Annotated in this window: 19 protein-coding genes and 1 tRNA gene; 10 read left to right on the top strand and 10 right to left on the bottom strand. The window is 73.3% G+C overall.

Annotated features, from left to right (window positions below):
• Positions 1-21 precede the first annotated feature (21 nt).
• Both G9272_RS38010 and G9272_RS38005 read right to left on the bottom strand, forming a co-directional pair.
• Complete coding sequence (locus G9272_RS38010) at positions 22-795, bottom strand: sulfite exporter TauE/SafE family protein (protein WP_171400753.1); 774 nt, start codon at positions 793-795, stop codon at positions 22-24.
• 105 nt (positions 796-900) lie between these two features.
• Positions 901-2088, bottom strand: a complete 1188-nt coding sequence (locus tag G9272_RS38005; RefSeq protein WP_171400752.1) for a thiolase family protein — start codon at positions 2086-2088, stop codon at positions 901-903.
• Positions 2089-2191: 103 nt separating this feature from the next.
• On the opposite strand from G9272_RS38005, the gene G9272_RS38000 reads away from it, so the two are divergent.
• The 4 genes from G9272_RS38000 to G9272_RS37985 are packed head-to-tail and all read left to right on the top strand — an operon-like array spanning position 2192 to position 4143.
• Positions 2192-2992, top strand: a complete 801-nt coding sequence (locus tag G9272_RS38000; RefSeq protein WP_171400751.1) for an alpha/beta hydrolase — start codon at positions 2192-2194, stop codon at positions 2990-2992.
• A gap of 55 nt (positions 2993-3047) precedes the next feature.
• Positions 3048-3305, top strand: a complete 258-nt coding sequence (locus G9272_RS37995) for a WhiB family transcriptional regulator (protein ID WP_171400750.1) — start codon at positions 3048-3050, stop codon at positions 3303-3305.
• Positions 3302-3784: a Dps family protein gene (locus G9272_RS37990; protein WP_171400749.1), complete on the top strand. Its 483-nt coding sequence runs from the start codon at positions 3302-3304 to the stop codon at positions 3782-3784. The genes G9272_RS37995 and G9272_RS37990 overlap by 4 nt, the downstream gene beginning before the upstream one ends.
• 26 nt (positions 3785-3810) lie before the next feature.
• Positions 3811-4143 carry a DUF3140 domain-containing protein gene (locus G9272_RS37985; RefSeq protein ID WP_171400748.1) on the top strand — a complete coding sequence of 111 codons (333 nt, stop codon included), beginning with the start codon at positions 3811-3813 and terminating at the stop codon, positions 4141-4143.
• A gap of 22 nt (positions 4144-4165) precedes the next feature.
• Here G9272_RS37985 and G9272_RS37980 read toward each other — a convergent pair whose 3' ends face one another.
• Both G9272_RS37980 and G9272_RS37975 read right to left on the bottom strand, forming a co-directional pair.
• Positions 4166-5410, bottom strand: coding sequence for an amidohydrolase (locus G9272_RS37980; RefSeq protein WP_171400747.1), 1245 nt, complete (start codon positions 5408-5410; stop codon positions 4166-4168).
• Positions 5411-5749: 339 nt separating this feature from the next.
• Entirely contained in the window at positions 5750-6604 is an 855-nt protein-coding gene (locus G9272_RS37975) for a Cof-type HAD-IIB family hydrolase (RefSeq protein ID WP_171400746.1), read from the bottom strand.
• A 121-nt stretch (positions 6605-6725) separates the two neighbouring features.
• Here G9272_RS37975 and G9272_RS37970 point away from each other — a divergent pair, with 121 nt between their 5' ends.
• From G9272_RS37970 to murJ, 6 genes are all read left to right on the top strand, one after another.
• Complete coding sequence (locus G9272_RS37970; RefSeq protein WP_171400745.1) at positions 6726-7517, top strand: SAM-dependent methyltransferase; 792 nt, start codon at positions 6726-6728, stop codon at positions 7515-7517.
• A 43-nt stretch (positions 7518-7560) separates the two neighbouring features.
• The gene (locus tag G9272_RS37965) at positions 7561-8964 is read left to right on the top strand and encodes a glutamine synthetase family protein (RefSeq protein WP_171400744.1); all 1404 of its coding nucleotides are present in this window, start codon (positions 7561-7563) and stop codon (positions 8962-8964) included.
• A gap of 1 nt (position 8965) precedes the next feature.
• Positions 8966-10111: an amidohydrolase family protein gene (locus tag G9272_RS37960; RefSeq protein WP_171400743.1), complete on the top strand. Its 1146-nt coding sequence runs from the start codon at positions 8966-8968 to the stop codon at positions 10109-10111.
• A 15-nt stretch (positions 10112-10126) separates the two neighbouring features.
• Positions 10127-10666, top strand: a complete 540-nt coding sequence (locus G9272_RS37955) for an NUDIX hydrolase family protein (protein WP_107095599.1) — start codon at positions 10127-10129, stop codon at positions 10664-10666.
• A gap of 2 nt (positions 10667-10668) precedes the next feature.
• Positions 10669-11094, top strand: a complete 426-nt coding sequence (locus tag G9272_RS37950; RefSeq protein ID WP_253268064.1) for a (2Fe-2S) ferredoxin domain-containing protein — start codon at positions 10669-10671, stop codon at positions 11092-11094.
• Positions 11095-11168: 74 nt separating this feature from the next.
• On the top strand, positions 11169-12806 hold the full coding sequence (gene murJ, locus G9272_RS37945) for a murein biosynthesis integral membrane protein MurJ (RefSeq protein ID WP_171400742.1): 1638 nt from the start codon (positions 11169-11171) through the stop codon (positions 12804-12806).
• Here murJ and G9272_RS37940 read toward each other — a convergent pair.
• From G9272_RS37940 to G9272_RS37915, 6 genes are all read right to left on the bottom strand, one after another.
• Positions 12730-13476, bottom strand: coding sequence for a sigma-70 family RNA polymerase sigma factor (locus G9272_RS37940; protein WP_171400741.1), 747 nt, complete (start codon positions 13474-13476; stop codon positions 12730-12732). The genes murJ and G9272_RS37940 overlap by 77 nt on opposite strands.
• A gap of 190 nt (positions 13477-13666) precedes the next feature.
• Positions 13667-13743 (bottom strand) — tRNA-Pro (locus G9272_RS37935).
• 108 nt (positions 13744-13851) lie between these two features.
• The gene (locus tag G9272_RS37930; RefSeq protein WP_171400740.1) at positions 13852-14211 is read right to left on the bottom strand and encodes an MmcQ/YjbR family DNA-binding protein; all 360 of its coding nucleotides are present in this window, start codon (positions 14209-14211) and stop codon (positions 13852-13854) included.
• A gap of 30 nt (positions 14212-14241) precedes the next feature.
• The gene (locus G9272_RS37925) at positions 14242-14763 is read right to left on the bottom strand and encodes a GNAT family N-acetyltransferase (RefSeq protein ID WP_171400739.1); all 522 of its coding nucleotides are present in this window, start codon (positions 14761-14763) and stop codon (positions 14242-14244) included.
• Positions 14760-15356, bottom strand: a complete 597-nt coding sequence (locus tag G9272_RS37920; RefSeq protein ID WP_171400738.1) for a helix-turn-helix domain-containing protein — start codon at positions 15354-15356, stop codon at positions 14760-14762. The genes G9272_RS37925 and G9272_RS37920 overlap by 4 nt, the downstream gene beginning before the upstream one ends.
• A gap of 46 nt (positions 15357-15402) precedes the next feature.
• Positions 15403-16305: a LysR family transcriptional regulator gene (locus G9272_RS37915; RefSeq protein WP_171400737.1), complete on the bottom strand. Its 903-nt coding sequence runs from the start codon at positions 16303-16305 to the stop codon at positions 15403-15405.
• Positions 16306-16539 lie beyond the last annotated feature (234 nt).

Here is a 16539-nt window from a genome sequence, read left to right as displayed (position 1 = left end):
ACCGGCCGCCGGACCGTACGGCTAGCGCAGCAGGAGTTGGAGGCCGCCCACCACGGTCGCCGCGATCACCAGTCGCTCGAAGAGCCGCTGGTTGATCCGGGGCACGGCCCACTTGCCGAGCAGCGCTCCGGGGACGACGAACGCGACGAGTGCCGCGTCCAGGAGAAGCGATTCGCCGTCGATGAGTCCGAGGCTCGCGCTGAACGGCACCTTAGAGACGTTGACGATCAGGAAGAAGAACGCGGAGGTGCCGAGGAAGCCGAGTTTACGGAAGCCGGCCGAGAGCAGGTACATCGACATCACCGGGCCGCCGGCGTTGGCGACCATGGTGGTGAAGCCGCCGAGGACACCGTAGGAGCGGGCCTTGACGCGGCCGGACCGGGTGACCACGGCGTCGGGTTCGTCGCCCGCGTCGGCCGTGCGGCGCCGCCACAGCGTGACGCCCGCCATCAGCAGCAGGATCGCGCCGATCGAGGTGCGCACCGTCCCGTCGTCGGCCCACACCAGGAACACCGTCCCGAAGACCACGCCGGCCGCGACCGCCGGGAACAGCCGCCACAGCGTGGGCCAGTGGGCGTGCCGCCGGTAGGTGAGGACGGCGAGGACGTCGCCGGCGATCAGGATCGGCAGCAGGACGCCCGTGGAGGCGCGGGCGGGCAGGATCGCCGCGAAGATCGCGAGGCTGACCGTGTTGGCCCCGCTGACGGCCGTCTTGGAGAAGCCGACGAGCAGGGCCGCGAGGGCCAGCGCCACGAACTCCCAGCCCGTGATGTGCCACAAGTTCATCGTGTTCATGCGGAGACCGATGCTACGCACACCTACCGGAGGGCCTGAAAGCCGTCTCGCCTGGTGGTTGTTCCCGCCCGGTGGCCTCCTGCCCGGCGGCCCGGGCCGGCGGTGTCAGTGCCTCTCGACCAGTACCGCGCTGCCCTGTCCGACGCCCACGCACATCGTGGCCAGCCCGCGCTCCGCTCCCGTGCGGCGCATGCGGTGCAGCAGGGTGGTGAGGATGCGGGCGCCCGAGCAGCCGAGCGGGTGGCCGAGGGCGATCGCACCGCCGCTGGGGTTGACCAGGCCGGGGTCGATGCCGAGCTGGTCGACGCAGGCGAGCACCTGGGCGGCGAACGCCTCGTTGAACTCGGCCTCCTGGACGTCGTCGACGCTCCAGTCGGCCCGGGCCAGCGCCTTGCGGGTGGCGGGGACCGGGCCGATGCCCATCACGTCGGGGTGGACGCCGGCGGAGGCGCCGGCGACATACCGGCCGAGGGACTCCAGCCCCAGTTCGTCGAGTGCCTCCTCGCTGACGAGGAGGAGTGCGGCGGCGCCGTCGTTCATGGGTGAGGCATTGCCCGCGGTGACCGTGCCGCCCTCGCGGAACACGGGCTTCAGCTGCGCGAGCTTCTCCGGCGAGGTGTCCTCGCGGATGCCCTCGTCGGCGTCGACGACCACGCCGTCCGGGCGCCGTACGGGCAGGAGTTCGTCGTCGAAGTGGCCGTCCCCCCGGGCCAGCGCCGCCAGTCGGTGGCTGCGCAGGGCGAACGCGTCCTGGCGCTCGCGCGTGATGCCGTACCGCGTGGCGACCTCCTCGGCGGTCTCTCCCATGGCGAGCAGGCCGTGCAGGTCCTTCATGGCGGGGTTGACCAGGCGCCAGCCGAGCCGGGTGTCGACGGTCTCGACGCGGTGCGGAAGGGCCTCGTCGGGGCGGGCCAGCACGAAGGGGGCGCGGCTCATCGACTCGGAACCGCCGGCCAGCACGATGTCGGCCTCGCCCGCGGCGATCGTGCGGGCCGCGGTCGTGACGGCCTCGAGCCCGGAGGCGCACAGCCGGTTCACCGTGGCGCCGGGCACGGTCTCGGGGAGGCCGGCGAGCAGGGCGGCCATCCGGGCGACGTTGCGGTTGTCCTCGCCCGCCTGGTTGGCGGCGCCCCAGTAGACGTCGTCGATACGGGCCGGGTCGAGCGCGGGCACCTCGGCGACCAGACCGCGGATGACGGTCGCGGCGAGATCGTCGGGCCGTACGGAGGACAGGGCTCCGCGCAGTCTGCCGACGGGGGTGCGGCGGGCGGCCGCGAAGTGGACGGGACGCACGTCAGGACTCCTTGATTAGCACTGCTAGTTTTTCGACTGTAGACCCCGGTCCGACCCCCTGGGAAGATCCCCGGAAGCCTTCACCGACGCAGCTGGAGGAGAGATGACCGAACACGTCCTCACCGGGACCCGCGGCACGATCGCCGTACACGAGTGGTCCCCACCGCGGCCCCGCCGGCTCGCCCTTCTGGTGCACGGCTACGGCGAGCACGCCGGCCGCTACGGGGAACTCGCGGACGTCCTGACCGGGCACGGCGCGGCCGTCTTCGCCCCCGACCACATGGGGCACGGAAGGTCGGCGGGCGAGCGCGTGGTGATCGAGGACTTCGAGGACGTGGTCACCGATGTGCACGCCGTGGCACGGCTCGCCCGGGCCACGCACCCGGACCTCCCCTTGATCGTGATCGGGCACTCCATGGGCGGCCTGATCGCGGCCCGGTACGCCCAGCGGTACGGCGACACACTCGCCGCGCTGGTGCTGTCCGGCCCGGTGATCGGCGGCTGGGAGCTGCCCGGCCGGCTGCTGGCGCACGAGGAGATCCCCGACCTCCCCGTCTCGCCCGCCGCCCTCTCCCGCGACCCCGCGGTGGGCGCGGCCTACGCGGCGGACGAGCTGGTCTGGCACGGGCCGATGAAGCGGCCGACGCTCGAGGCGTTCGTACGGACCCTGGAGACCGTGGCCGAGGGCGGCGACCTCGGCCCGCTGCCCCTGCTCTGGCTGCACGGGGACGACGACCGGCTGGTCCCGCTGCCCGGCAGCCGGACCGGCGTCGAGCGACTGAGCGGCGGCGCGCCGGCCGAGCGGATCTACCCGGGAGCCCGGCACGAGGTCTTCAACGAGACGAACCGCGCCGAGGTGTTCGCGGACGTGACGCGCTTCCTGGACGGTGTGCTCGCTCCCTGAGACGGAACGGAGATGCGGCTGTTTGCGGTGGTGTGACCGGGGCACCCGCGCCTGCATGGAGTGGTTGCGCAGTGCCGCCTGTGTGGGCGAGGACCCTGAGCTGTTCTTCCCCGTGGGCACGAGCGGACCCGCCCTGCGCGACGCCGCGGCGGCCAAACGCGTCTGCGCCCGCTGCACGGTGTGTGCCGAGTGTCTGTCCTACGCGTTCGCGATCGGACGGACCTCGGGCGTGTGGGGCGGGACCGGCGAGGAGGAACGCGCGGAACTGCTCCGTACCGCCAGACCCGACGCGACGACAAGGAGCACCGTATGACTGTCGTGAAGAGCCCCCTGCCCGAACCGGCCCGCCAGGTCACCTTCGACGCGTTGCAGACCACCCTCGTGGATCTTCTGGGCCTGTCCCTGATCGGGAAGCAGGCGCACTGGAACATCGTGGGGCCCCGGTTCCGTTCGATCCACCTCCAGCTCGACGAGGTGGTCTCGACGGCCCGTTCGTACGCCGACACGGTCGCGGAGCGCGCGGCGGCGCTGGGCCTGCCGCCCGACGGGCGCCCGGAGACGATCGCCTCGGCGTTCACCCTGCCGTCGCCGAAGGACGGCTGGCTGCGCGACGAGGACGTCGTCCAGGTGATCGCGGAGACGCTGGGGGCGGCCATCGCACGACTGCGGGAGCGGATCACCACGACCGCGGAGGCGGACCCGGTCACCCAGGACCTGCTCATCGGCATCACCGCCGAGCTGGAGAAGCAGCGGTGGATGTTCGAGGCGGAGAACTGGCCGCGCGAGCACTGATCCACGGAAGGAGCGAACAACCCGTCATGACCGACGCACTCGAACTCGACGCGCTGTGGGAGGACTTCCACCGCGTGGTGAACATGACCTCGCAGGAGCTGGCCGCCTGGCTCCGGGTGCGCGACGCCGACGAGAACGCCGAGCCCCTGCCCGAGGAGGCGGGAACGCCCACCGGGCAGCATGTGCTGGCGATCCTCCAGAAGCGGCGCACCGACCTGACCGACGACGACGTCCGCGTGATGTACAGGGTCGTGGACACGGTCACCGCGCAGGCGGACCTGGAGAACGAACCCAGGGCCGAGGACACCCGCGGACGCCACCGTCTGATGACGATCGGCCACGATCCGCTCAAGCCGTAGACCCCGCGGGGCTGCCCGCGCCTCAGCCGGTGAGCCGGGAGAGCGCCGCCGACACCAGCGTGCGCACTCCCGGCACCAGCACGGACAGGTCCGGCGCGAACAACGGGCTGTGGTTTCCCGGCACGCCCGCGAACTTCTCCCGCAACTCCTCCCCCGGCGCCGTCTCCCACACGGCCGCCGGGGTCGAGGTCACGTACCAGAAGTCGTACGGCACGCCCGCCGGGGCGAGCAGCGAGAAGTCCTCGCTGCCCAGCGCCTGCCCGAAGTCGAACACCGTGTGCTCGCCGAAGAGTTCACGGTGCACGGCGGCGATCTCCCCGTCCAGCGCGGCGTCGTTGACGGTGTTCGGGCAGCCGGGGTGGACCGTGACCTCGGGCGGGACCGGGCAGCCCGCGGCGGCGCACTCCCCCTCGACGACCCGCCGGATCGCGGCGAAGACCCGTTCGCGCACCCGGGTGTCCTGGGTGCGCACGTTCAGCGCGAGCCGTGCCTCGGCGGGGATGATGTTGGCATTCGTACCGGCGTGGAAACTCCCCACCGTCAGCACCACCGACTCGCTCGCCGCCACCTCGCGCGCGACCACGGTCTGGAGCCTGGTCACGATGTACGAGGCCGTGACGACCGGGTCGACCGTCGACTCGGGCCGCGAACCGTGCCCGCCGACACCGTGCACGACGACGTCGACGTCGTCCGAGGCCGACAGCGTCAGGCCGGGCGTGTGCGGGTAGAACCCGGCGAGCCCCGGCGCCGCATGCTGGCCGAACAGCACGTCCGGGCGCGGGAAACGGGCGTGGATCCCGTCCGCGACCATCGCCCGCGCGCCACCCCCGGCCTCCTCCGCGGGCTGCCCGACCACGACCAGAGTCCCGGACCAGGCCTCGCGGGCGGCGGCGAGAGCCTCGGCGGCGGCCGCCAGCCAGGTGACGTGCAGGTCGTGGCCACAGGCGTGCATCAGCCCGTCGACGGTCGAGGCGTACGGCAGCCCGGTCGCCTCCCGCACGGGCAGCGCGTCCATGTCGCCGCGCAGCCACACCACCGGCCCGTCACCGTTCGCGAGCACCCCGACGACGCCGGTGCGGGCCACCCCCTCCGTCACCTCGTACCCGGCCGCGCGCAGCCGCAGGGCCAGCTTCGCGGCGGTGCGGTGTTCCTGGAAGGACAGCTCGGGGTGGCGGTGCAGGTCCTGGTAGAAACCCGCCAACCGGCCGGGTTCGAGTTCCGAGGTGATCTCGCGGGTCAGGCGGGCGACAACGGCCGGTTCGGTCATACCGCGCAGCCTAGGAGAGCGGTCCCGCCGGCCGCAGCCGACGGGCGCGATCGGCCGAACGGTCGAGGAACCGGCGTGTGAAGCCTGGCCGTTCGGCCGAGGTGCGCGCGGGCCCGGGCGGGCGCCCCGAACATCGTCACGGGCCGCATCGAGAGCAAGTACCACCCGCTGCCGTGGGTGGGGAAGAAGGTTTCCGTGTCCTGCCCGACCGGCCTGAAGACCGTGGCCGGCGCACCGGCTTCCGGTTGCTGGGCGCGCGCAACCGCGTCGAGATCGCGGCCTGGGCCTGGCAGCACGGGCACGCGCGGCCCCGCCCGTGGCCCGGGACCGCCCGGAGCGTCAGAGGTCCAGCAGGCGCGTGACGGTACGCAGTACGCCGTTGTCGTTGTTGGAGGGCGCGAGGTGGCGGGCCCGGCGGACGACCTCCGGGTGGGCGTTGGCCATGGCGAACGACCAGTCGGCGGCGTCCAGCATCTCCAGGTCGTTGAGGTAGTCGCCGAACACCATGGTCTGGGCGGGCGTGATGCCCAGCTCCCGCTGGAGGGCGCGCAGTGCGGCGCCCTTGTTGGCCGTGCGGTTCATGACGTCGACCCAGTGCTCACCGGAGACGACGACCTGGTGGGTCCGCGCGAAGGGCGCGAGAGCCGGTGCGGTGGTCTTCTCGGCGGACCCGAAGTCGAAGAGGGCGACCTTGATGATGTCGTCGTCGACGGCGGTGACGTCCTCGACGACCCGGTGCCGCACGTAGTACCGGCCCACCTCGGCCAGGAACGCCTCGTCGGCCCGCTCGACGTAGGCGGACCGCTTCCCGCAGACGACGGCGCCCACGTCGACGCCGTCGGACGTGAGCCGGCGTACGGCCTCCGTCACCCGCGCGACCACGCCCGGCGCCAGCGGATCGGAGCTCAGCTCCTCCCCGTCGCGCACCACGTAGGTGCCGTTCTCCGCTATGAACACCATCCCGTCGGCGACCTCGGCGAACTCCGCGGCCAGGGTGGCGTACTGGCGCCCGCTCGCCGGGGTGAACAGCACCCCGCGCTCCCGCAGCAGCGCCAGCGTCTCCCAGAGGCCCTCGGGCACCTTCTTGTCGTCGTCGAGCAGCGTCCCGTCCATGTCGGTGACGACCAGCCGGATGTCGACGGGACCCGCCGGGGACGCGGACGCGGACGGGCGGGGGGCGTGCGAGTAGGGCATGGCCTGCTTCCTGTACGGGATCACCGGATTTTCACCCTACCGGGGACAACGGTGATCATCCGGCGGCACAATGGCGGACGGAGGCCCGTGACGCGGGCAGGACGCGAGAAGGAGCGGTCAGGTGAGCGGGTCGGCACGGCTGAACACCAGCGTGGCGCACAACGCGCGGGTGTGGAACTACTGGATCGGCGGCAAGGACAACTACGAGGTCGACCAGCGGGTCGGCGAGCATGTCGCCGGGATGTTCCCGCTCATCCGGGAGATCGCGCGCGCGGACCGCTGGTTCCTGGGGCAGGCGGTGCGGTTCCTGGCCGAGGAGCGCGGGGTGCGGCAGTTCCTCGACATCGGCACCGGACTGCCGACGGCCGACAACACCCACGAGATCGCGCAGCGCGTCGCGCCCGAGTCGCGGATCGTGTACGTCGACAACGACCCCATCGTGCTGGCGCACGCCCGTACGCTGCTGACCGGCACCGCCGAGGGCGTCACCGACTACATCGACGCCGATGTGCACGACCCGGCCGGGATCCTCGAACGCGCGGCGGGCACCCTGGACTTCACCCGCCCGGTCGCGGTGATGATGCTGGGCATCCTGAACTTCGTCCTGGACTTCGAGGCGGCCCGGGACATCGTCCGCGAGGTCATGGCCGACGTCCCCTCCGGCAGCTTCCTGGTGCTGACGCACCCCACCCACGACAGCGCGGTGGGCGGTGAGGGCCAGATCCCGGCGATGAAGTTCTGGAACGAGAACGCCACCCCGCCGATCACCGCACGCGGTGGCGAGGAGATCGCCGCGTTCTTCGAGGGCCTGGACCTGCTGGAGCCGGGCCTGGTCTCCTGCTCGCGCTGGCGCGGCGAGGCCGACTCCCTCGCGGTGGTGCCGCAGTACGGCGCGGTGGCCGTGAAACCCTGACGGACGTACGGCACGCAACGGACGTACCGACCGTGGAGGACGTATGACCACCCTTGCCGATCCCGTCCCCGGTGGGCGTCCCGGAGAGGTCGAGCGGGCCGGCGCGCTCGCCGGCGAACTCTCGGCGAGAGGCGTGCACGGGATCGTCCTGGCCTACGTCGACACGGCGGGTGTCGCCCGGGTGAAGACGATCCCCACGGCCGGGCTGGCCTCGGCGGCGGCCTGGGGGGTCGGGATGTCGCCGGTGTTCGACACGTTCCTGGCGAACGACCACATCGTCGCGACCGATGTGCTGGGCGGCCCGGACGGCGACCTGCGTCTGTACCCGGACCTCGACCGGCTGGTGGCCCTGGCAGGGCAGCCCGGCTGGGCCTGGGCGCCGGTCGACCGCGTCACCCAGGACGGGGAGCGGCACCCCGGCTGCTCCCGCACCTTCCTCCGCCGCGTCGTCGCGGACGCGGCCCGCGAGCACGGTCTCGTCTTCAAGGCGGCCATCGAGATCGAGTGGGCGGTCGGCCTGGACTCGGCGCCCGCGGGGGAGTTCGTCCCGGCGGCCACGGGACCGGCGTACGGCGCGACCCGGCAGATCGAGCTGAGCGAGTACACCGCCGAGCTGCTGGCCGCGTGCGCGGCGCAGGGCGTGGACGTCGACCAGATCCATCCGGAGTACGCGCCCGGTCAGTTCGAGATCTCCGTGGGCGCGCTCGACCCGGTGGCGGCGGCCGACCGCAGCGTCCTCGTCCGCCAGACGATCCGCGCGCTGGCCCGGCGCCACGGCCTGCGGGTGTCCTTCTCCCCCGCCGTCGGGGCGGAAGGCGTCGGCAACGGCGGGCACGTCCATCTCTCCGCCTGGCGGGACGGCGCGAACCTGCACGCGGGCGGAGTGCGGCGGCACGGCATGACGGCCGACGCGGAGGCGTTCGCGGCCGGAGTGCTGGCCCGGCTCCCGGCCCTCACGGCGGTGACCGCGCCCAGCCCGGCGAGCCATCTGCGCCTCAAGCCGTCCCAGTGGGCCGGGGTGTTCACCGCCTGGGGCCTGGAGACCCGCGAGTGCGCGCTGCGTCTGGTGCGCGGTACCGCCGGCCGGCGCGCGGAGCAGGCGAATCTGGAGGTCAAGCCGGTCGATCTGGCCGCCAACCCGTACCTCGCCCTCGGCTGTCTGATCGCCGCCGGGCTGGCCGGGCTCGCGTCGGGCGCCGTCCTGCCCGAGGAGACGGACGGGGATCCGGCCCGGCTCGGCGCCGGGGAGGCCGCCGCCCGGGGCGTGCGCCGGCTGCCGACCTCGCTCGCCGAGGCGCTCGCCGAGTTCCGCCGGGACGAGGTGCTGCGGACCGCGCTCGGCCCGGTCCTCGCCGACGCGGTGAGCGCCGTACGACAGGGCGAGATCGACGCCGTCGACGGGCTCGACGACGAGCGGGTGGCCGCGGCCTACCGCTGGAAGTACTGACATGACCGGCGGACCGGTCCACGAGGCCCTCGCCGAGCTGGAGCTGGTGGACCACCACTGCCACGGCGTCGTCACCGACCCCCTGGACCGGCCGGGCTTCGAGGCGTTGCTCACCGAGGGCGACCGGTGGCCCGGCCACTCGGCCTTCGACACACCCGCCGGGGTGGCCGTACGCCGCCACTGCGCGCCGGTGCTCGACCTGGAGCGGCACGCCCCGGCCGACGTCTACCTGGCCCGGCGCGCCGAACTGGGTCCGCGGGAGGTGAACCGGCGGTTCCTCGCCGCCGCCCGGACCGGCGTGTTCTGTGTCGACACCGGGTTCGCCCCGCAGCGCATCACCACGCCCGCCGAGCTGGCCGGGGCGGCCGGAGCCGGTGGACCGGCGGTCGCCCACGAGGTCGTCCGGCTGGAGTCCGTCGCGGAGGCCGTGGCCACGCGGGGTGTCGAGGCCGACGGGTACGCCGACGCGTTCCGGGCGGCCGCCCTGGACGCGGTACGCCGGCCGGGGGTGGTGGCGGTCAAGTCGGTGGCCGCCTACCGGACCGGCTTCGACCTCGACCCGGCCCGGCCCCCGGACGCCGAGGTCACCCGGGCCGCCCGGCGCTGGCTGGCGGGCGGCGGCCGGCTGGCGGACCCGGTGCTGGTCCGGCACCTGCTGTGGACGGCCGTCGACCTGGGGCTCCCCCTCCAACTGCACACCGGCTTCGGCGACAACGACATCCGGCTGCACCGGGTGGACCCGAGCCGTCTCACGGACTGGCTGCACCTGACGGCGGGCGCCATCCCGGTACTGCTGCTGCACTGCTGGCCGTACCAGCGGCAGGCCGCCTATCTGGCCGCGGTGTTCGAGCAGGTCTACCTGGATGTGGGGCTCACCCTGCATCATGTGGGTCCCCCACGAGCGCGGGCGGTCCTGGAGGAGGCGTTGGAGATCACACCGTTCCGCAAACTGCTGTACAGCTCGGACGCCTATGGTGTGGCGGAGTTCTACGGGCTCGGCGCGCTGGCGTTCCGCAGGGGACTGGGGGAACTGCTCCAGGACCGGGTGGACGCCGACGAACTGGGCCTGCCCGACGCGCTGCGCCTGGCACGCTGGGCCGGAGCCGACAACGCCCGCCGGGTCTACCGGCTTCCCGACGGACACTGAAAGTATGATCAAGCAATGTCTGACTTGACCGAAACCACGCCGGGTTGGCTGAGCTCCGACGAGCTCGAGATGGCACGCGCCCGTATGCCGATCCTGTACGTCGAGGCCGTGCCCGTGCGCGTCGACGACAGCGGCGAAGTCACCAGCGTCGGCCTGCTGCTGCGGATGGGACCGGAGGGCACGGTCAGCCGCACCCTGGTCTCCGGCCGGGTCCTGCACCACGAGCGCGTCCGCGACGCCCTGCTGCGCCACCTGGAGAAGGACCTCGGTCCGGTGGCGCTGCCCCGGGTACCGACCTCGCTCCAGCCGTTCACGGTGGCCGAGTACTTCCCCACGCAGGGCGTCACCCCGTACCACGACCCCCGTCAGCACGCGGTGTCGCTGGCCTACATCGTGCCGGTGACCGGCGACTGCCGTCCCCGCCAGGACGCGCTGGACCTGGTGTGGTTCAGCCCGCAGGAGGCCGCGTCGCTCGCGGTGCAGAGCGAGATGCCGGGCGGGCACGGGTTCCTGCTGCGGCAGGCCCTGGCCCACGTCGGCCTCTCGGCCTCCTGAGCGTGATCCCCGCGCCGTCCGGCCCGCGCGCCCTGGTGGGCGCCGCCCGCAGTCGTCCCTGCACCCTCGTGGTGTGCAGGGGCTGCTGCTGCGGCGACGCCGGCAAACACCCCGGCTACGACCACGACTGGCAGCTGGAGCGGCTGCGGGCGGCCGCCGCCGACTCCGCCGGCGCCTTCGAGGTCCGTACGACGGAGTGCCTGGGCCCCTGCGACCAGGCCAACGTGATCGTGGTCCAGCCCTCGGCCGGCGGACGCCGGGCCGGCGGCCGGGCCACCTGGGTCGGCTTCGCCATGGACGACGACTGCACGGAGGAGATCCTGACCTGGGCGGCGGCCGGCGGCCCGGGGGTCGCGGCGCCGCCGGTCACGCTGGAGCTCCAGTTCATCAGCCCACCGCGCGCGGGGCGGGTGCGCAGTCGCCGCTGACTCCGCTGTGGACCAACCGCCGCTGTGAGCAAGGCGGTTGGGGCTCTCGGATCTTGATGGCGTAGGTTGGCCGGATGGGGGCGACGGCACGGCGGCAGGTCGAGGAACACGAGGTCCGCAAGGGCGGGGCGGCCCGTTCGTCGCTGCTGATGGCGCTGGGCACCATCGCGTCCCGGGCGACCGGGCTGATCCGCCAGGTCCTCCAGGCCGCCGCCCTGGGCACCGGTCTGCTGGCCAGTACGTACAACACCGCGAACACGGTGCCGACCAGCCTCTACACCCTGCTGATCGGCGGCGCGCTGAACGCCGTGCTGGTGCCGCAGCTGGTGCGGGCGAGGGCGACCCACCCGGACGGCGGGCGGGCCTACGAGCAGCGGCTCGTCACCCTGGTCGTGTCGGTCCTCGCCGTGGGGACGGCGCTGGCGGTGTGGGCGGCCCCGCAGATCGTCTCGCTGTACATGCGCGACAGCCCGGACAACCACGAGGCCTACCGGCTCACCGTGGTCTTCGCCCGGTTCCTGCTCCCGCAGATCTTCTTCTACGGCCTGTTCAACATCTACGGCCAAGTCCTCAACGCCCGGGAGCGGTTCGGCGCGATGATGTGGACGCCGGTCCTCAACAACGTCGTCCTGCTGGGCATGTTCGGCGCCTACCTCGGCCTCATGACCGTGCCGACGGAGGTCGCGGACATCACCGACGCCCAGGTCCGGCTGCTGGGCGTCGGGACGACCGTCGGCATCGCGGTGCAGGCCCTCGCGCTGGTCCCGTTCGCGCGGGCCGCCGGGTTCCGCTTCCGCCCGCGGTTCGACTGGCGCGGCTCCGGCCTGGGTTCCGGTGTGCACGCCGCCAAGTGGACGCTGCTGCTCGTCCTGACGAACCTCGTCTCGCTGACGGTGGTGACCAACTACGCCAACACCGTCGATCAGAGGCTGCCGGACGCCGGCGCGGGCTACACGGCGTACACGTACGCGCAGACCATCTGGATGCTGCCGCAGTCGGTGGTCACCGTCTCCCTGGTGACCGCGCTGCTGCCCCGTATGAGCCGGGCCGTGGCGCAGGGCCGGATCGCGGACGTGCGCGCCGATCTGTCGCGCGGGCTGCGGGTGAGCGGGGTCGTCATCGTCCCGGCCGCGTTCCTGTTCCTGGCCCTCGGCCCGCGGATCGCCACCCTGCTGTTCGCGCACGGCGCGGCCGACGCGGCCTCCGCGCAGCCGCTCGGCCACATGCTCCAGGCGTTCGGTCTCGGCCTGATCCCGTTCTCCGCGCAGTACGTCCTCCTGCGTGGCTTCTACGCGTTCGAGGACACCCGTACGCCGTTCTTCATGGCGCTGTGGATCGCGGCGGTGAACATCGCGCTGGCCACCGCCTGCCATCTGCTGCTGCCCGACCGCTGGGCGGTGACCGGCATGGCCGGGGCCTGCACGCTGTCCTACCTGGCGGGGCTGGCCCTCACGGCGCGCCGGCTGCGCGGCCGGACCGGCGGTCGCCTGGACGACGGCGCGCTGCGGCGCACGTACACCAAGCTGCTGGTGGCGGCGGGCCTCGCCGCCGCCGCGGGCCGGGCCGCCGCCGCGTGCGCGGCCTCGCTGGGCGGCGGCACCCTGTCGACCGCGACCGCCCTCGCGGCCGGCTCCCTCACCCTCGTCCTGGTCTACCTCGCTCTGGCCCGGCTGACGAAGGTCGATGAGCTGCGGGGGCTGCGCCGGCGGTAGGCTCGCCCGCCTCGGTGAGCAGGCCGGCCAGTGTGGCACGGGCGCGGGCCACCCGCGAGCGGACGGTGCCGACCGGGCAGTCGCTCACCTCGGCCGCCTCCGCGTAGGGCAGTCCCAGCAGCTGGGTCAGCACGAACGCCTCCCGCCGGTCCTCCGGCAGCGCGGCCAGCAGATCCAGCAGGACGACACCGTCGTCGAAGCCGGGCAGTCCGCGCGGCTGGGCCAGCTCGACGGCCGTCTGCCAGTCGGCCTGGTCCGACAGGCGCGGCCGGACGGCGGCGGACCGGAAGCTGTCCATCACCGCCCGGCGCGCGATGGACAGCAGCCACGCCCGCGCCGAGGAGCGTCCCTCGAACCGGTGCAGACCGCTCAGCGCCCGCAGGAACGTGTCCTGCGCCAGATCGTCCGCCGCCTGCGGGTCGGCGCTCAGATGGGCCACGTACCGCACCACGTCGTGGTGCAGGGCCCGCACGAACCCCTCGACGGCCGCCGCGTCCCCGGCCCGCGCGGCCAGCGCCAGCGCGGTCGTCGACTCGTCGGCCGGTGCCGCCTTGCCGGCCCGCTTCGCGCGTCCCGGGCCGTGCGGTGTCCGGTGCCTCTCGTGCTTCTCGGCCTTGGCGGTGTCGTGGAGCCTGCGGTGCTTGTCGGCCTTGCCGTGCCCTGCGGTCATGGCGCCTCATCCTGGCAGCGGGGCCGCGGGGCGTCACTCGGGGTTGGGCGAATCCACAGGTAGTCCGGCCGACTCACAGCACGGGACGGCGCGGACACGTCACCGCGTCCCGCCGCGCTTCACCGCGTGGAAAACAACGAAGGCCGCTTCCACACTTTCGTGGAAACGACCTTCCGACCTGCGATGAAGCTGGTCGGGACGACAGGATTTGAACCTGCGACCCCTTGACCCCCAGTCAAGTGCGCTACCAAGCTGCGCCACGTCCCGTTGCCTGCCTGACCTGGGGTTTCCCCTGGCCGAACACGCATGGAAACCATACCGCACTCGGGTCGGTGGTCGCGCACCCGTTTCCCGCGCCCCGGCCGTCGGGCACCGTCAGTCCCCCGGGGCCGCCCCCAGTTCCGGGTACGCCTCGAGCAGTCGCGTCGGGGCCGCCTGGCGCCATGAGTCGGCGAGGATGTCCCGCAGCTCGTCCTCGTCCTCCAGCGCGGCGAGGCGGGCCCGTACCCAGGCGAACTGGGCCTCGTGGTCGGCGATCCAGAACTTCCCGGGTTCGGCGAGCACCAGTTCGTCGCGCTCCTCCTTGGGGCAGCGCACGGCGAGGGAGGTCTCCTCCTCGGGCAGTGTGGCGAACATCTTCCCCGCGACCCGGAAGGTGGGCATGCTCCAGGAGATCTTCTCCGTGGTGTCCGGCAGGGACAGGGCGATACGGCGTACGTCTTCGGCGTCCGGCATGCTCCGCACCGTAGCCGCTGCCACTGACAGTCACCCGACGGCGACGTGCTTGTAGTACAGGGTGGTCGGGCGGAGAACCCCGGCCGGGCTCGCCGCGTAGTCCGGGATCACCCCGGCCCTGGTCCACCCGGCGGTGCGGTACAGGTGCTCGGCGGGGCTGTCGGTCTCGGTGTCCAGGTGCAGCAGGGTGACACCGGCCGCGACGGCGCTCTCCTCGGCGGCGGTCAGCAGGGTGCGGCCGAGGCCCTTCCCGCGGGCGTCCCGGTGGACCATCAGCTTGACGAGTTCGGCGCGGTGGCGGCTGTTGGGCTTGTCGGGGAAGGCCAGGCCGACGGTGCCGACGACACGGTCCCCGTCCTGCGCCGCCCAGACCGCGAGCCGCCCGGCGGCGACACCCTCGGCGCGGTCCTTCCACCAGTGCTCGGCCACCGTCCGGTCGAGCGGGGCGAGGAAGCCGAGCGAGGCGCCGTCGTCCACCGCGTCGATCAGCAGGTCGGCCAACTCCGCCGCGCGGGCGCGCAGTCGGGGGGCGTCGAGCCGGGTCACGGTCATGGCAGCACCACCGCGAGCACGTACCGCACGTCCTCGTCGCCCGCGCACCGGAACCGGGTCGGCCCCCACACCCGCAGGCGCAGACAGTCCCCGGCACCGAGGTGATGCGCGGTGCCCTCGGCCGTCACCTCGAGGGCGCCCTCCAGCACCCAGATGTGCTGTTCCAGGCCCGCCACGGGCGGCCGGTCGTAGGCGAGGTCGGCGCCCACGGCGAGCCGGCCCTCGACCAGTTCGCCGCGCAGCGCGGGGTGCGGCGGCGACACGGACCGCCGGACGAACCCGGAGGCCCGGTCCTCCCAGACGGACTGCTCGTCGGCGCGCACCAGCGGCGCGGGCTCCGCCTCCACCTCGCTCAGCAGCCGGGACATGGTCCGCCCGTAGACATGGCAGAGACGGTTGAGCAGCGCGGCGGTCGGACTGGTCTCCGCCCGCTCGGCCCGTGACAGGGTGGACCGGCTCACCCCGCTGCGTTCCGCCAACTCCCCCAGCGACCAACCGCGTTCGGCCCGCAACTCGGCCAGCCGGCCGGCGATCCGCACGTCGACGGGGTCCGGCGACCCGACCGTCTCCGCTCCGCCTGTCTCATGTCTCATATCCGGGACGCTATCCCGGATATGAGACGGCGCTGTTACGGAAGGCTCACACCCGGGCGGCCTCGCCCAGCGCCTCCAGCACCGGCCGGATCAGCGGATGCCCCTCCGCTCCCCGGCGGACGGCCGCGAAGACCCTCCGGGTCGGCGCCACCCCGTCGACGGGCCGTACGACCACCCCCGTGAGGTCCATGCCGCGCAGCGCCGAACGCGGGACGAGCGCCACGCCCGCGTCGGCCGAGGCCAGTGCGACGACCGCGCGGAAGTCGTCCGAGGAGTGCTCCAGACGAGGCTGGAAGCCGGCGTTCTCGCAGGCCAGGACGACCACGTCATGGCAGGGGTTGCCCGGGTAGGGGCCGATCCACGGGTCCTTGGCCAGTTCGGCGAGCGGAACCTCGGGGGCGTCGGCGAGACGGTGGCTGACCGGGACGACCGCGTCGAAGGGCTCGGCGTAGAGCGGGACGTGCGCGAGCCTCGGATCGTCGGCGGCCGGGGCCCCGCGGTACTCGACGGCCACCGCGACATCGACCTGCCGGTCGAGCACCATCGGCAGACTGGCGTCGCCCTCGGCGTCCTGGACCCGGATCCGGATCCCCGGGGCGGTACCGGCCAGCCGGGCCACCGCGGGCGCCACGACCAGGGCGATGCCCGTCGCGAAGGCGGCGACCGTGACCGTGCCGGCCGCTCCGGAGCTGTAGGCGGCCAGTTCCGCCTCGGCCCGCTCCAGCTGGGCGAGGACGGCGTTGGTGTGGGCGAGCAGGATCTCGCCGGCCGGGGTGAGCCGTACGCCCTTGGCGCTCCGCTCGACCAGCCGGTGGCCGGTCTCCTGCTCCAGGGCCGTCAGCTGCTGGGAGACGGCGGACGGGGTGAGATACAGCGCGGCGGCTGCCGCGGTCACCGTGCGGTGGTCGGCCACCGCACGGAGGATATGGAGCCGCCGCGCTTCGATCATGGATCGATTATCGCAATATGTCCGGGCCGCTCAGACCGCCTCCCGGCCCGGCGGCCACCGTCCGAGACCGTCACAAGGTTGGACAGCCACCGGCTCGGGCCACCACCGACCCGGACGGCCACCATCCGAGACCGGCACCGGCACCGGCACAGACAGCCTCCAGCCAGGACGGCCACCGGCCAGGACGCAGGACGGCCACCGGCCAGGACGGCCACCGGCCAGGACGCAGGACGG

Origin of the sequence: Streptomyces asoensis (assembly GCF_013085465.1) — a bacterium.
In the GTDB taxonomy this organism is placed as follows: Bacteria; Actinomycetota; Actinomycetes; order Streptomycetales; family Streptomycetaceae; genus Streptomyces; species Streptomyces cacaoi_A.
This window is presented reverse-complemented; position numbering and strand designations above follow the sequence as displayed.

Excerpts from the sequence above, each read along its gene's own strand:
- G9272_RS37965 (WP_171400744.1), top strand. The coding sequence starts at position 7,561 with ATGACCACCCTTGCCGATCCCGTCCCCGGTGGGCGTCCCGGAGAGGTC.
- murJ (WP_171400742.1), top strand. The coding sequence starts at position 11,169 with ATGGGGGCGACGGCACGGCGGCAGGTCGAGGAACACGAGGTCCGCAAG.
- G9272_RS37995 (WP_171400750.1), top strand. The coding sequence starts at position 3,048 with ATGGAGTGGTTGCGCAGTGCCGCCTGTGTGGGCGAGGACCCTGAGCTG.
- G9272_RS37985 (WP_171400748.1), top strand. The coding sequence starts at position 3,811 with ATGACCGACGCACTCGAACTCGACGCGCTGTGGGAGGACTTCCACCGC.
- G9272_RS38010 (WP_171400753.1), bottom strand. The coding sequence starts at position 795 with ATGAACACGATGAACTTGTGGCACATCACGGGCTGGGAGTTCGTGGCG.
- G9272_RS37960 (WP_171400743.1), top strand. The coding sequence starts at position 8,966 with ATGACCGGCGGACCGGTCCACGAGGCCCTCGCCGAGCTGGAGCTGGTG.
- G9272_RS37925 (WP_171400739.1), bottom strand. The coding sequence starts at position 14,763 with ATGACCGTGACCCGGCTCGACGCCCCCCGACTGCGCGCCCGCGCGGCG.
- G9272_RS37990 (WP_171400749.1), top strand. The coding sequence starts at position 3,302 with ATGACTGTCGTGAAGAGCCCCCTGCCCGAACCGGCCCGCCAGGTCACC.
- G9272_RS37915 (WP_171400737.1), bottom strand. The coding sequence starts at position 16,305 with ATGATCGAAGCGCGGCGGCTCCATATCCTCCGTGCGGTGGCCGACCAC.
- G9272_RS37930 (WP_171400740.1), bottom strand. The coding sequence starts at position 14,211 with ATGCCGGACGCCGAAGACGTACGCCGTATCGCCCTGTCCCTGCCGGAC.
- G9272_RS38000 (WP_171400751.1), top strand. The coding sequence starts at position 2,192 with ATGACCGAACACGTCCTCACCGGGACCCGCGGCACGATCGCCGTACAC.
- G9272_RS37975 (WP_171400746.1), bottom strand. The coding sequence starts at position 6,604 with ATGCCCTACTCGCACGCCCCCCGCCCGTCCGCGTCCGCGTCCCCGGCG.
- G9272_RS37980 (WP_171400747.1), bottom strand. The coding sequence starts at position 5,410 with ATGACCGAACCGGCCGTTGTCGCCCGCCTGACCCGCGAGATCACCTCG.
- G9272_RS37940 (WP_171400741.1), bottom strand. The coding sequence starts at position 13,476 with ATGACCGCAGGGCACGGCAAGGCCGACAAGCACCGCAGGCTCCACGAC.
- G9272_RS37955 (WP_107095599.1), top strand. The coding sequence starts at position 10,127 with ATGTCTGACTTGACCGAAACCACGCCGGGTTGGCTGAGCTCCGACGAG.
- G9272_RS37920 (WP_171400738.1), bottom strand. The coding sequence starts at position 15,356 with ATGAGACATGAGACAGGCGGAGCGGAGACGGTCGGGTCGCCGGACCCC.